At 45.5% G+C, this 15,206-nt stretch carries 10 protein-coding genes; 3 read left to right on the top strand and 7 right to left on the bottom strand.

The features are described from left to right. Positions 1 to 6: 6 nt before the first annotated feature. Complete coding sequence (locus tag BTO09_RS04345) at positions 7 to 1,773, bottom strand: 1-deoxy-D-xylulose-5-phosphate synthase (RefSeq protein WP_087523558.1); 1,767 nt, start codon at positions 1,771 to 1,773, stop codon at positions 7 to 9. 68 nt (positions 1,774 to 1,841) lie between these two features. On the opposite strand from BTO09_RS04345, the gene BTO09_RS04340 reads away from it, so the two are divergent. Next, the gene (locus BTO09_RS04340) at positions 1,842 to 2,291 is read left to right on the top strand and encodes a nucleoside deaminase (protein WP_087523557.1); all 450 of its coding nucleotides are present in this window, start codon (positions 1,842 to 1,844) and stop codon (positions 2,289 to 2,291) included. On the opposite strand, the gene BTO09_RS04335 is transcribed toward BTO09_RS04340, so the two are convergent. The 6 genes from BTO09_RS04335 to BTO09_RS04310 all read right to left on the bottom strand — a co-directional run bounded on the left by BTO09_RS04335 (position 2,292) and on the right by BTO09_RS04310 (position 11,164). Further along, entirely contained in the window at positions 2,292 to 2,540 is a 249-nt protein-coding gene (locus BTO09_RS04335; protein WP_087523555.1) for a hypothetical protein, read from the bottom strand. It abuts the gene before it with no gap. A gap of 9 nt (positions 2,541 to 2,549) precedes the next feature. Then, positions 2,550 to 4,304 carry an aspartate--tRNA ligase gene (gene aspS, locus BTO09_RS04330; RefSeq protein ID WP_087523554.1) on the bottom strand — a complete coding sequence of 585 codons (1,755 nt, stop codon included), beginning with the start codon at positions 4,302 to 4,304 and terminating at the stop codon, positions 2,550 to 2,552. Positions 4,305 to 4,424: 120 nt separating this feature from the next. Further along, on the bottom strand, positions 4,425 to 7,952 hold the full coding sequence (locus tag BTO09_RS04325) for an efflux RND transporter permease subunit (RefSeq protein WP_087523552.1): 3,528 nt from the start codon (positions 7,950 to 7,952) through the stop codon (positions 4,425 to 4,427). 1 nt (position 7,953) lies between these two features. After that, complete coding sequence (locus BTO09_RS04320; RefSeq protein WP_087523551.1) at positions 7,954 to 9,132, bottom strand: efflux RND transporter periplasmic adaptor subunit; 1,179 nt, start codon at positions 9,130 to 9,132, stop codon at positions 7,954 to 7,956. A gap of 11 nt (positions 9,133 to 9,143) precedes the next feature. Next, complete coding sequence (locus BTO09_RS04315) at positions 9,144 to 10,562, bottom strand: TolC family protein (protein ID WP_087523549.1); 1,419 nt, start codon at positions 10,560 to 10,562, stop codon at positions 9,144 to 9,146. After that, a complete protein-coding gene (locus BTO09_RS04310; protein ID WP_087523547.1) occupies positions 10,562 to 11,164 on the bottom strand; it encodes a TetR/AcrR family transcriptional regulator in 603 nt (200 codons plus the stop codon). The genes BTO09_RS04315 and BTO09_RS04310 overlap by 1 nt, the downstream gene beginning before the upstream one ends. Positions 11,165 to 11,359: 195 nt before the next feature. On the opposite strand from BTO09_RS04310, the gene BTO09_RS04305 reads away from it, so the two are divergent. Beyond that, positions 11,360 to 12,334, top strand: coding sequence for a polyprenyl synthetase family protein (locus tag BTO09_RS04305; RefSeq protein WP_087523545.1), 975 nt, complete (start codon positions 11,360 to 11,362; stop codon positions 12,332 to 12,334). Between the two features lie 109 nt (positions 12,335 to 12,443). After that, positions 12,444 to 15,179: a 2-oxoglutarate dehydrogenase E1 component gene (locus BTO09_RS04300; protein ID WP_087523543.1), complete on the top strand. Its 2,736-nt coding sequence runs from the start codon at positions 12,444 to 12,446 to the stop codon at positions 15,177 to 15,179. Positions 15,180 to 15,206: the final 27 nt, after the last annotated feature.

Below are 15,206 nucleotides of genomic sequence, written 5' to 3'. Positions count from 1 at the left end.
GCTTTTTTAGAGGTAATTCGCTATGACGGCTTTGATAGAATCGCTGTCGTATCCGGAGGCAGCTTTCAATTCGGGAATACTTCCGTGGTCTGGGAATACCCCTTGCACGCCTAGAGATTCTATGGTGATCTTTGCGTTTTTAAATGCGGCATATTCGGTTACTGCGGAGCCAAATCCACCGGCAACCACCCCATCTTCTACAGTAATCACTGTCTCGTAATTCTCAAAGACCATATCTAGCATATGATGATCCAATGGTGCTAAGAACTGCAGGTCATAAACACTCACTTGGTGTTTTAGCTGTTTGGTAGCTTTTAGTACATCGGTCAAAACGGTTCCCAAGCTAAGTACAGCCACTTTGCTGCCCGATTGTATGGTTTTCCCTAGTCCGAGATGTATTTTCTTTACTGGCGATCGCCAGTCAATGACCTGCCCGCGCCCGCGCGGATAACGTATAGCGATAGGGTTCTCTAAGCCTTGGGTGGCGGTATACATGATGTTGCGCAGATCGGCCTCATTGGCCGGGGCATAGATCATAAGATTTGGAATACATCGCAGATACGCAAGATCAAAGATCCCGTGATGCGTCGGACCATCTTCTCCAACTATGCCCGCGCGATCCAAACAAAAGATAACCGGTAGCTTTTGCAAACATACATCGTGTATCACCTGATCATAAGCTCGCTGTAGAAAAGTAGAATAGATGTTGCAAAACACCTTATAACCTTGAGTCGCCAGCCCCGCGGCAAAGGTTACGGCATGCTGTTCTGCTATTCCCACATCGAAAGCTCTTTTCGGAAAAGCTTCCATCATATACTTTAAAGAACTCCCTGTAGGCATAGCGGGTGTTATACCAATGATCTTCGGATCTTCTTTAGCAAGTTCTACCAAGGTGTGTCCAAAGACATCTTGAAATTTTGGAGGTAGTTTTTCTGCGGATTTTGGCAAGAGCTCTCCTGTCTTACGGTCAAATTTTCCCGGAGCGTGATAGGTTACCTGATCGGCTTCGGCTTGTGCCAAACCTTTCCCCTTTTTGGTAATGACATGTAATAGCTTTGGACCTTTAACGCCTTTGAGTTCCTCAAATGCCTCGATCAAAGCTTGGAAATCATGACCATCGATAGGGCCCTTATAGGTAAAATTAAGGGCTTCGAATATGTTGTCTTGTTCTGGAGTGTTGCTCAAAGTGGCTTTTAGCAAATATTCTTTCAGCGCACCTACAGAAGGGTCTATCCCGATAGCGTTATCGTTTAAGATCACTAAAAGATTAGCATCGGTAACTCCGGCATGGTTTAAACCTTCGAACGCCATACCGCTGGCTATCGAAGCATCGCCAATAACAACTATATGTTCTCGGTTGAGGTTCCCAGCTAAATTGCTGCCAATGGCCATGCCCAGTGCCGCAGAGATTCCTGTGCTGCTATGGCCTACACCAAATGTATCATAGGGACTTTCTTCGCGTTTGGGAAAGCCGCTTATCCCACCCAGCTGTCTGTTAGTGTGGAAATTATCGCGTCTGCCCGTTAAGATCTTGTGTCCGTAAGCCTGGTGTCCAACATCCCACACCAATTGATCATCTGGAGTATTAAAACAATAGTGTAGGGCAATGGTAAGTTCTACAACCCCCAAGCTCGCCCCAAGGTGTCCGGCCTTAGCCGCTACCACATCTAAAATGAAATCGCGGAGTTCCGCTGCCAATTGAGGCAGTTGTTGTTCCTCTAATTTTCTGAGGTCATTAGGAGAATCTATATGTTGCAGCAGTTTTGCTTCCACAGTTACAAAAATAAGAAAGCTCCCAGAGCTGCTGCTCGGAATTGCGGTGAAATCGTATTTTTGCTTCCATGTTACAACCTTTTGACGATACCTATTTCATGAAAAAAGCCTTGCAGGAGGCTCAGGAGGCCTATCGTCAAGGAGAAATTCCTGTTGGAGCCGTAGTGGTCGCGGGAGGAACAATTATTGCCAGAGCGCACAACCTCACCGAAACGCTTACCGATGTAACTGCCCACGCGGAGATGCAGGCCATCACAGCTGCCGCCAATTATCTCGGAGGCAAATACCTGCACGATTGTACCCTTTACGTTACCTTAGAACCCTGTCAAATGTGTGGTGGGGCATTGTATTGGAGTCAGATATCTCGAATTGTTTATGGGGCTCGCGATATGGAGCGAGGTTGCATCAACCTAAATACAAAGTTGCATCCCAAGACTAAAATCACTGGAGGTATCTTAGAAGAAGAGGCCGCTAGCTTAATGAAGCAGTTCTTTATAGAAAAGCGAAACTTGAATTGATTACTCTTCCTCGTCCCCGTGTTGATAACGACGCATGCGTTTTATATTTTCTTCGCTGAGCATATAACGCGATAGATCCCTTCCGTTGTAACGAGAATAAATAAACAGCGGCATAAGTACAAAGAAGCCCACCACCAATCCGCAGCCAATCAACAGATCACCAAAACTAGGATCGTCTGTTTTAAAATAGAAGCCAGTGGCAATGGTCGCCACAACAGCCAACAAGAGTATGCGCTGAAAAAGCACCATTTTTTTTGCTTATTCCGGTAAGTTTAGTGCAAGGCAAAGCTCGTCCAATTGCTCTTGGTCTATAGGCGCAGGAGCATCGATCATTACATCGCGGCCAGAGTTGTTCTTCGGGAACGCAATGAAATCACGAATGGTCTCTTGCCCACCTAAAATAGAAACCAAACGGTCCAGTCCAAATGCGATACCTCCGTGTGGTGGGGCACCGTATTCAAAGGCATTCATTAGAAACCCGAACTGAGCCTTGGCCTCCTCTGGAGTGAATCCTAAGTAATCGAACATCATGGCTTGAGTCGCTTTGTCGTGGATTCTGATAGAACCTCCACCGATCTCGTTTCCGTTCAGCACTAAGTCATAGGCGTTCGCTTTTACCGCACCCGGATCTGTTTTAAGCAGTTCTATCTGCTCTGGTTTAGGCGATGTAAACGGGTGGTGCATGGCGTGGTAGCGCTCGGTGTCCTCATCCCATTCCAAAAGCGGGAAGTCTACCACCCAAAGTGGCGCAAATTCGTCGGCTTTGCGCAATCCAAGGCGCTCTGCCAACTCCATACGCAAGGCACTCATTTGTGCTCTTGTGGTATTGATGTCTCCAGAAAGCACGCAGATTAGGTCTCCTGCTTTGGCTCCCGTGCGTGCTGCCCAAGCCGCCAAGTCGTCTTGATCGTAGAACTTATCTACAGACGATTTGAAGCTACCGTCTTCGTTACAGCGCACATAGACCATTCCTTTAGCGCCAATTTGCGGACGCTTTACCCAATCGATCAATTTGTCGATCTCCTTTCTAGTAAATGTATTGGCTCCCGGAACGGCAATACCTACTACCAATTCTGCAGTGTTGAATACGTTAAAATCCTTGTGTTGGGCAATATCGTTGAGCTCGCCAAATTCCATTCCGAAGCGAATGTCTGGCTTGTCATTTCCGTAACGTTTCATGGCCTCGTCAAAGGTCATACGTGGAAAATCGCCTACGGTAACTCCATTGATCTCTTTCAGCAGGTGACGGGTCAAGCCTTCGAAGGTATTTAGAATGTCCTCTTGGGTTACAAAAGACATTTCACAGTCAATTTGAGTGAACTCCGGTTGGCGGTCTGCGCGCAGGTCCTCATCTCTAAAACACTTCACAATCTGGAAGTATTTGTCTAATCCACTTACCATAAGCAATTGCTTAAAGGTCTGCGGAGATTGTGGTAAGGCGTAGAATTGCCCTTCGTTCATGCGACTAGGCACTACAAAGTCACGAGCACCTTCTGGAGTCGATTTAATGAGGTAAGGAGTTTCTACCTCAACAAAATCTTGTGCAGAAAGATAGGTACGAACCGCATTGGTCACCTTGTGGCGAAATACCAAATTATTTTTCACAGGATTTCTGCGGATGTCCAAGTAGCGATACTTCATGCGCAGGTCTTCACCGCCATCGGTCTCGTCCTCTATGGTGAATGGAGGCGTTTTAGCCGTGTTCAAGATGGTCATTTCTGCTACCAAGATCTCGATGTCTCCGGTAGGCATGTCCGGGTTCTTGCTTTCTCTTTCGATCACTGTTCCTTTGATCTGTACCACAAACTCGCGGCCCAAGGTTCTGGAACTTTCCATTAGTGCTGCCGAACTGCGCTCCTGATCAAAGATGAGCTGCGTGATTCCGTAGCGGTCACGTAAATCTGCCCAAACCATGAATCCCTTGTCTCTGATCTTTTGGATCCATCCGGCCAAAACAACTTCTTCTCCAATGTGTTGCGCGCGCAAGTCGCCGCATCTGTGTGATCTGTACATTGCTTAAAATTTTGCGCTGCAAAGTTAAGAAGATTAGCCACAATCTAGCGGCTTAAGGCAACAAAAAAGCCGAACAACACTTCTGCTGTTCGGCTTTATAAAAGTTATTGGGAGAACTCCTTATGCTGCAGGGTCTACAGCTACGGATTCGGCTCCAGATTTTCTTCCACTTCTCCAATCGGCAAGTCTTGTTTTGATGCGGTACACTATATAGAAAAGCAGTGGTACAATGATCAAGGTCAAGAAGGTCGCGATGATAAGGCCATAAATAACGGCCCAAGCCAAAGGTCCCCAGAAGATCACATTATCACCTCCTAAGTAGAAGTTCGCATCGAAATTGGCAAAAAGGTTAAAGAAATCAATGTTCACCCCAATGGCCAAAGGAATAAGTCCTAGTACCGTCGTGATAGCCGTTAAAATCACCGGACGCAAACGCGCGCGGCCTCCTTGAACTATCAGCTCTTGTACTTCTTGCTTAGACAACATTTCATGATCCTCTAGGTCTTTTTCAACCATTTTACGATCTATCAAGAGTTGGGTGTAGTCCAAGAGTACCACCCCGTTATTCACAACGATTCCCGCCAGGGAGATGATTCCCATCATGGTCATCATGATAACAAAGGAGGCTCCGGTAATTAAGATACCACCAAATACACCTATAAAACTCAAAAAGATAGCGATCATGATGATCGTCGGTTTAGAGATAGAGCTGAACTGGAAAATCAACAAGAGCATGATCAGTCCCAATCCTGCCAAGAAGGCAAAATTCAAGAATGCTTGTTGTTTCGCTTGTTCTTCTAACTGACCCGTAAAGTCGATCTTGATGTTCTTAGGAATCTCTGCCTCTAAGAAACTTGCGCTCTGCGTTTGGATCTCACCTACCACTGCTCCTGCATCGACAAAGCCTGGCGCTAGGGCAGAGTAAACAGTTACGACACGTTTAGAATCCTTGTGCTTAATAGCGCTAAAGGAAGAGGTGTTGCGTTGCTGGGCAACAGCAGAAACCGGGATCTCCTTGATTCGGCCAGTGCTTTGATCTCTAAAGGTGATGTTTTGATCAAACAGCGCAGAGGTATTGTAGCGATCGTTCTTGTCAAAACGCACATAGATGTCATAATCCTCCCCATCTTTCTTGTATACACCTGCCTTCTCTCCAAAGAGCGAACGCCTGAGCTGGTTTCCGACCAAGCCTACGGCAACACCTAGTTCTCCTGCTTTTTCACGGTCTACCGCAACTTGCATAGAAGGTTTGCCTTTGTTCACATCGATCTTGAGCTCATCAATACCGGCTATGTTCTTGGTATTGATATAAGTGCGCAGTTTTTCTGCAGCTGCAATAAGCTCTTCGTAGTCATTCCCTTCTAGTTCAATGTTGATCGGGTAACCAGCAGGTGGCCCTACGGCATCTTTCTCCACCGAAATGGAAACTCCAGGATAACGTCCTTTAAGTGCCTCTTGTACTTTTTTACGTAATGCTTCGGAGTCTTTATCGCGACGAAACTTATACTCTCGCATGGTCGCCGTTATCTTACCACGGTGAGGCATCTCGGCGCTACTACCACCATCGGTATTTGGATTACCAGCGCCTTCCCCAACTTGTGATACCGCAGATTCAACCAAGAAGTTGTAATCACCGTCTTGGTACTCGTCTGCATTAACGGTTTGGTAGACCACTTTTTCAATGTCTTTGGTAATGGCATTGGTCTTGTCAATGTCGGTACCTTCAGGGTATTCGATATAGACGATGATCTGGTTAGGCGTGTTGTCTGGGAAGAATTCCACCGCAGTACGACCACTACCAATAGAGGCTCCGAAGCCCATAAAAGTGAGGAACAATAATGCGAAGATTCCAACAACGAACACCACAGGTTTTCTGCCGCGAAGTGCCCAAGCTAGGAAATTCTGGTACTTGCGCTCCAACCATTTTAAGAAGGTACGCTGAAAACCATTGGCAGCTCCTTTAAGCACATATCGATACACCCAAAACATAGCTGCTGTAAAGATCATAAGGGTTCCAAATCCTTTGATAGGAGGTGCTGTAAAATAGATCAACAGTCCTAGCGGAACCATAATGGCGCTCAAACGGATCAGTTGTTTGCGGCTCAGCTGACGCTCGCCAACTTCCATGAACTTAGATACCAACATGGAGTTGATGAAGATTGCCACGAATAAGGACGATCCTAAAACCACAGAAAGCGTAATCGGGAAGTAGATCATGAATTCTCCCATGATCCCGGGCCAAGTTCCAAGCGGAACAAAAGCTGCAACCGTTGTAGCGGTAGAAATAATGATCGGGAAAGCGATCTCTCCAATTCCTTTCTTGGCTGCTTGAATTCTGGACATGCCTTCTTCGTCCATCAGTCGGTATACGTTCTCAACAACTACAATACCGTTGTCAACCAGCATTCCCAAGCCCATAATAAGGGCAAAGAGGATCATGGTATTCATGGTATAGCCTAAGGCCGATAAGATCATAAAGGACATGAACATCGACATTGGGATAGCGAATCCAACGAAAAGCGCGTTCCTAAATCCTAAGAAGAACATCAGTACACCAACCACGAGAATGATTCCGAAGATGATGTTGTTCACCAGGTCGCTAACTTGATTTACCGTTTTTTCAGATTGGTCATTAGACTTGGAGATGGTTACATCTTGAGGAATTATGGTTTCCCCTTTCTCAACACGCTCCAGAATGGCATCGACCTGCTCTACAGCAGCGATCATATTCTTTCCAGAACGCTTTTTTACATCTAACATAACCACGTTCTCACCAAAATCTCTGGCATAAGTGGTCTTGTCTTCTTCTTTAAAACGAACATCGGCAATGTCGCTCAAGTAAACGGGATTTCCGCCTTCTGATTTTACGACAAAATTGCGCAGTTGTCCCGGGTCATCTATTTCACCAAGTATACGTATAGTGCGTCGTTGTCCACTGGTAACCATGTTTCCAGCAGACATGGTCATATTACCATTTCTGATGGAGTTGATCACGTCGTCAAAACTCACTTTGGCAGCCATCATTTTGTAGATGTCCACGCCAACTTCTACTTCTTTGTCTTGAGCTCCGCGGATATCTGCTGCTTTGATCTGCTTGATATCCTCTATCTCATCCTGTAGGTATTCTGCATATTCCTTGAGCTTCTCTACAGTGTAATTTCCTTTGAGGTTTACATTCAAGATCGGCATCTCTTCGGATAAACTCAGGTCAAAGACATTGGGTTCTACCTTGGCGCCGTTAAAAGTAGGCCAGTCTTCATTGGCAACCTCGCTGTCTACCTCGTCCTTTACTTTTTGCTTGGCGAGCTCAACCTCAATATCCTCTTCAAATTCTACAGTGATGATCCCGTAGTCCTCTTGAGAAGTAGAGAGGTATTCTACCACTCCAGAAATGTTCTTGATCTTGTCTTCTAGCGGATCAATGATAAGGCGCTCAATATCTTCTGCGGTATTCCCCGGGTAAGGCACAGAGATGTAGATCTTAGTTTCGTTCACCTCCGGAAAGTTCTCCCGAGGCATGCTGTTGTAGGCCATTCCTCCTAAGACGAGGAAAATACCGATCATCACATAGATGATGGTTGGGTTATCTATGGCCCAACTGGAGAGTTTAAACTCCTTGTCGACTTGTTTTTTCTTTTTGGCCCCCATCTTATTGATTTTCTAGTGTTCTTACTTTCTGGTTGTTCTGCACGGTACGAGCCCCTTCGATGACCAAAGCGTCGTCTACGGCCAAACCGTTTTTGATCTCCACTACATCGCCTTGCGCAAGTCCGGTCTCTATATTCTTGCGAACAGCAATGTTTCCGGTTCCATCTTCCTTGGGTTGCATGGTGTAGACATACTGATCGCCGTTAGCATCTTCTGAGATCACGTTAAGCGGTATCAAAATAGCGTCTTCTGCAGTGTAATCATTGATCTTAAGACGGGCGTTGAGGTTGGGTTTTACCTCAGCATCCTTAGGCACATTCACCTCAATTCTAAAGGTGCGGTTGTCTGGATTGATATAGTTTCCGGTCTGTGCTACGGTAGAGGTAACCGTCTTGCCCAAAACAGGGAAGAAGATCTCTACTTCTTTGCCAGTGGTCACTGAGGTCAAATAACGCTCCGGGATCTGTGCCTCAATATACATATCGCCCAAATTCACCACACGGAACAAACCTTGCCCCGGCGCTACTACAGTTCCTTGATCGGTGATCACCTCGTCCACTATTCCGGAAAAAGGAGCTGTTACGTTGGTCTTAGCCAATTGTTGCTTGAGCTGGTTCACTGCATTTTGGCTAGACTCGTAATTGGTCTTGGCCTGCAAGTATTGGATCTCGGAACCTATCTTTTGGTCCCACAAACGCTGCTGGCGCTCAAAGGTTGTTTTGGCCAATTGCGCTTGAACTTCCAATTGGCTGAGTTGGCTAGATAGTCCACCATCGTCGATCTTGCCTAAGATCTGCCCTTTGCGAACGCGTTGTCCTTCTTTGACATAAACACGAGTCAGGGTTCCTTGATATTCCGGATATACGATGACATTCTCGTTGGTCTTTACATCGCCTTGAATCTCTATATAATGCTTGAACAAAGTGTCTTTTACAGTTTGAACAGAGATCAAAGCTCCTTGGTCTGGCTCCAATTTTTGAATAGCAGCATCGAGACTTTGTATCTGCGTAGTCAGGGATTTTTGATCTTCATTTAGCGCGTCGCGGCGCTCGCGAAGCTTGCTAAGATCGCCTTCTTCTATGAGGTCGGCTACAGGGACCTCGCTTTTATTTCCATCACCACAGCTGACCACCAAAAGTGCGCTTAGTATTACTGTTAGGAATTTTAGTTTCTGGGTCATCTGAGTATTTTTTAGTTGTTATTTATGATGTTCGAATTGCTGATAGTGTCCAGCTCCGCCTTGCTGTTTATCACATTGAGCATGGCATTGAAATACTGTTGCTGGGCACTGTATAATTGCAGTTGTGCTTGTCTGAGATCAAAGCTAGAGGAGATCCCTTCGTCAAACTTGATCTGATTCTTCCTTTCTATGCGCTCGGCGAGATCTAGATTCTTCTTGGCATTCTCATAAGACTCTACACTGAATTTGTAATTGCTTTTGGCCGTGTCGAATTGCAGTTGAATGTTCTGAACAGTTTCTTTCAATTGGGTCTCCGCTTGATCCAAGGCAATACGCGCTTGTTGGGTTTTTGCTCCGCGATTTCCACTAGAGAAGATCGGGATGTTCATGTTTACTCCAAAAAGCGATTGTTGGAACCAACGCTGATCGGAATCAAAAAAGCTGAACTCGTCACTAAAGGCTTGTGTTCCGTAGTTTACAAAGGCACTTAATTGTGGTAGCGCACGGCTCTTTTCTAATTTAAGTTCTAAGGAGCGCTGTTCGGTCAAGTTGTAAGCTATCTTGTAATCGACGTTCTCTTCCATATTCAGGTTGGTCTCCAATGCGCCGAGTTGAATGTTCTGGTCTGCCAGATCATCTAAGGATTCTGTAAGTGTTACCGGAGTATTCACATCGATCCCTAAGGCTACATTGAACATTTGTCTTGCAATGCTTGCAGTGCGTTCCGCATTAGAGAGTTGGGTGGCGATCTCCAATAAGGTGATCTCTAATTGTTCAACCTCTTCTTGCTCATTAAGCCCATTTTCAAAGATCTTTTGAGCTTCGTAAAGGTTGTTCTCCAACTTTTCTTTATTGCTGCGGAAGATGCTCACCAGTTCGTCTGCAAGCAAAACCGAACCGTATGCATTGATCACTCCGCGACGCACTTCGAGTTGGGTCTTCTCGTTGGCATTTTCAGAGAAATCTAAAAAGGCAAGCGCTGCTTGTAATCCGACGAGATAACTCCCGTCAAAGATCAACTGATTGAGCGTTGCCGTTGCGGTGGCTTGTTGCTGGGTTCCAAATACAATTGGAATAAAGCCTTCTGGCACCGTCGGTTCTCGGTTGGGGGTAATGTCAAAGAAATCTTCTACCGTATTGACCACACTGCTGGTGTTGTCAAAAGCGGCCGCCGGCAATAGTGATACGGGCTGTTTAATAAAGTTCTGATACTGGATATTGGCACTGATTTGTGGCAATCCGGTCGCTGTGGTCTCCCACTTCTGTTTAATAGCTCGCGCGATGTCTCGCCGGGCGTTGATTGCGGTGTAATTGCTGTCTAGTGCAAAGCTTATGGCCTCTTCTAGCGTAAAATCATACGCTCGCTCTTCTTGAGCGGTAGCCTGGCTGAATCCAAACACAATACTGGCTAGGATCAATAATTTTCGCATTATTCGGTGGTGTTTATAAATTGATTGAGTATGTCCATTCCTTGGTCGGTGACAATGGCCCTTAGGTGATATTCCAAATAACTTTCCATCAAATAGTCTTTGGAGTATTGCTCCGGAGGGAAGATTGCCTCGTCTTTCATGCCTGTCATACCATTAAAGTACATTCGGGCAATTAGATCTACGTCGATGCTTGGCCTAAAGAGCCCCATATCGACGCCTTTTTGCAAACTCTCAGACACCGATTGGTGCATCTTGTTGAACTGTGCTCGATGCAAGCGGCTGTAGGTTTGCGGATAATATTTCTTGAGCTGATACTGTGGGGATGCTTTTTCGTTCTTCAGATGATGCATTACGTACATTTTAATGTCGTAAAGCTCTTGGATGGGATTGGCGGATTGCTCACAAATGGTGTCAATGCCATCGCAGATACTGTCGAATAAGAAAAAGGAAACTGCGTCTACCAATTCTGTCTTGTTGGAGAAATGCACGTAGATGGTCTTTTTAGAAATACCCATCGCATTGGCAATATCGTCCATGGTTACGCTTTTAAAACCAAGGGTCATAAAGAGTTCGGCAGCTTTGTTAACTATAGATTCTTTCACTGTTAGGAATACGAAACTGTTTAGTGTTTCGGGGACAAAAATACACTGGAAACTTTAAAAACATTTAAAAGTTTCCTAAGTTTTAAACATTTATTAACATTTGCTTTATCGGTAAAACCTGCAGCAGAAGCTCCTGAATCACAATTTTTTGATAAGACCGCACTAGCAGTGCAACATTTGATTTATTTTTGCTCAATGATTTCTTTGGATCACTACCGCAATGCATTTATGCAGCACCTCGAAGCTGTTGCTAAAGACAGACAACCCGATAATCTTTACGACCCGGTTCGTTATATTTTGACTTTAGGTGGCAAACGCCTGAGACCACTGCTCACCTTGGTGAGTTGTGATTTCTTTGGTCGTCCTTTTGAAGAGGCCATGAACGCCGCGGTTGCCATAGAGGTATTTCACAACTTCTCTTTGGTCCATGACGACATCATGGATCAGGCGCCACTTCGCCGAGGCAAGGCTACAGTGCACACTAAGTGGGATCTCAATACGGGAATTCTTTCGGGTGATGCTATGCTGATCTTGGCCTATCGCTACTTTGAGAATTATCCGCCAGAAGTATTCAGGGAATTGGCCAAGCTATTCAGTCAAACGGCCTTAGAGGTTTGCGAAGGACAACAATACGATATCGATTTTGAGACCCGTACTGATGTTCGTTTGGAGGAGTATATAAAGATGATCGAATTCAAAACGGCTGTGCTCTTGGGTGCTGCCATGAAAATGGGGGCTCAGGTTGCAAAAGCTTCTGATTCCTGTTGTGAATCCATATATCAGTTTGGGAAGAACCTGGGTATCGCATTCCAATTGCAAGATGATTATCTAGACGCCTTTGGCGATCCGGAGACCTTTGGCAAGCAAGTAGGCGGTGATATCTTGTCCAATAAAAAGACCTTTTTATATATTCAGGCCATGGCCAGTGCGAATCCGCAGGAACACAAAGAACTGACCCATTACTTCAGCCTTACCGACATGGAGGACCATAAAAAGGTGGCAGCGGTAAAAGACCTTTTTGAGGCCACGGGAGCGGCAAGCGCTATAAAAGAAGAGATTGCCCGTTATACCGAATTGGCCAATAGCGAACTAGAACGTATCAAGCTCGCTGACGACAAAAAAGAAGCCTTGCGACAGTTTGGTGCCATGCTCATGAAACGATCGGTCTAATTTTTATGCGAAAGCTCAATTAATTCACAGACAGAAGATACCTTTGTATTAATGGATTTGTTGTACTTTTGTACTTCTGTAGAAGCAATTCTGATGTAGTCTCCAAACTATGGACAAATACTCTTTTCTAAACGCAGTCCACACCTCTTATCTGGCATCGCTTTACGATCAGTATTTACAATTTCCTGACAGTGTAGAACCCAGCTGGCGCGCCTTTTTCCAAGGTTTTGATTTTGGAATAGAAAGTGGCTCTCTGGAAGCACTAGGAATTGAAGCTGTTCCGGGCGAACTGATCAAAGAGTTCCGTGTGGTTAATCTGATAGATGGTTATCGCGGCCGTGGACACTTGTTCACACGTACGAACCCTGTGCGCGAACGTCGCAAATACAGTCCAACCCTAGAGCTGTCTAATTTTGATCTATCCGATGAGGATATGGATACAGAGTTCGAAGCCGGTTCTATTCTAGGACTTGGTAAGACCACCTTGCGTCAGATCATTGCTCACTTAGAGGCTATTTATTGCGATTCCATTGGGGTGGAGTATATGTATATCCGCAAGCCCGAAGAGGTAAAATGGATCCAGAATTGGCTGAACAACAACGACAATCACCCAAAATTCTCCGCAGAAGAAAAGAAACATCTGCTTAAAAAATTAAACGAGGCTATCTCCTTTGAATCTTTCTTGCACTCCAAATACGTGGGGCAGAAGCGATTCTCAGTAGAAGGTGTAGATGCCTTGATCCCAGGGTTGGATACGCTTATTGAGCGTGGTGCCGATATGGGAATAGAACAATTTGTCGTTGGAATGGCACACCGTGGCCGCCTAAACGTATTGGCCAATATATTCGGCAAGTCTCCAGAGGATATCTTCAGTGAGTTTGATAGCAAGGAATACGACGAAGAAGAACTCTTTGACGGAGATGTAAAATACCATATGGGATGGACCAGTTTCCGTTCCACAGATCAAGGCAAGCAGATCCGCATGGATCTAGCGCCAAACCCGTCTCACCTGGAAACAGTGAATGCTGTAGTGGAAGGGATTGCTCGTGCCAAGCTTGACAATCAACTGGACGGCAATGAAAAGGCTATTTTGCCTATTCTTATTCACGGAGACGCTGCAATTGCTGGTCAGGGAGTAGTGTACGAAGTTATTCAAATGGCTCAGTTGGACGGTTACCGCACCGGAGGGACCATACATATTGTGGCTAACAACCAGGTTGGGTTTACTACCAACTATTTGGATGCGCGTTCTTCTACCTATTGTACCGATGTTGGGAAAGTGACACTTTCTCCCGTACTACACGTCAATGCAGACGATGTGGAAGCTGTAGCACATGCCTTTACCTTTGCTTTGGAGTATCGCATGCAGTTTGGACGCGATGTGTTCTTAGATGTTCTGGGTTACCGTAAGTACGGCCATAACGAAGGTGATGAACCTAGATTCACTCAGCCTAAATTGTACAAGGCCATCTCCAAACACAAGAATCCGAGAGATATCTATGCCGAACGCCTAATTAATGAAGGTGTGATAGATGAGGATTACGTTAAAAAATTAGAAAGCGACTATAAAAGCGAGCTCGAAGAAGATCTAGAGGCTTCACGTAAACGCGAGAAGACCGTGATCACCGAGATACTTGCAGATGACTGGGAAGATTATATCCTAGGAGATATAGACGATATAAAGCGACCGGTAAACACCAGTTTTAACCAAGAGATCTTAGACAGCCTGGCAACGGGAATCTCGCAATTACCGGAAGACAAGAAATTCATGCGCAAGATCCAGCGTATCGTAGAGGATCGCAAAAAGCGATACTTTGAAGGCGATAACTTGGATTGGGCCATGGGAGAACTATTGGCCTACGCTACACTGATGCACGAAGGCTTCAACGTTCGTATTACTGGACAAGATGTAGAGCGTGGAACATTCTCGCACCGTCACGCAGTGATCAAGACCGAAGACGATGCGGAAGAGATCAACTTGCACAACGATCTGGATACAGAAGGGAAGATGTATATCTACAATTCCTTGCTGTCTGAATATGGCGTTGTTGGGTTTGATTATGGTTATGCTATGGCAGCGCCGCGAACCCTTACTATTTGGGAAGCTCAATTTGGAGATTTCTCCAACGGCGCCCAGATCATGTTAGATCAGTACATCTCTGCTGCGGAGGCGAAGTGGAAAACTCAGAACGGCTTGGTGATGTTGTTGCCTCACGGTTACGAAGGCCAAGGATCTGAGCACAGTAGTGCTCGTATGGAACGTTATCTGCAGCTTTGTTCGCGTCAGAATATGATCGTTGCCGATGTAACTACTCCGGCGAACCTCTTCCACCTGTTGAGACGTCATATGAAGTGGAATTTTAGAAAACCACTAATTGTTTTCACCCCAAAGAGTCTGTTGCGTCATCCTAAAGTAGTTTCTACTAAAGAAGAATTGGCAACAGGTAGTTTCCAAACCGTGATAGACGATCCGCAGGCCGATAAGAAGAAGATCAAATCGTTGGTGTTCTGTACCGGAAAATTCTATTATGATCTGGACGAATACCGTGAAGAGCAAGGCAGAGACGATGTGGCTTTGGTTAGACTTGAGCAGTTGTTCCCATTGCCTACAGAAGAACTTAAAGAGATCATAGACAGCTACCCTAATGTTACCGATTATGTCTGGGCACAAGAAGAGCCTAGAAATATGGGAGCTTGGGGCTTTATGCTTATGAATTTTGATCTGGTAAAACTCCGTGTTGCATCGCGTCACGTTTATAGCGCGCCTGCAGCAGGAAGCAGTACCCGATCTAAAGCAAGACACAAACGCGTTATCGAATCGGTTTTCGAAACGCCAGAATCATAAATTACTAACAAGGAAAAAACGACCAGA

The sequence above is a fragment of the Gilvibacter sp. SZ-19 genome, assembly GCF_002163875.1.
Classification (GTDB): Bacteria; Bacteroidota; Bacteroidia; order Flavobacteriales; family Flavobacteriaceae; genus Gilvibacter.
Note: the sequence above shows the minus strand (reverse complement) of the source record. Positions and strands in the feature narration are given on the sequence as shown.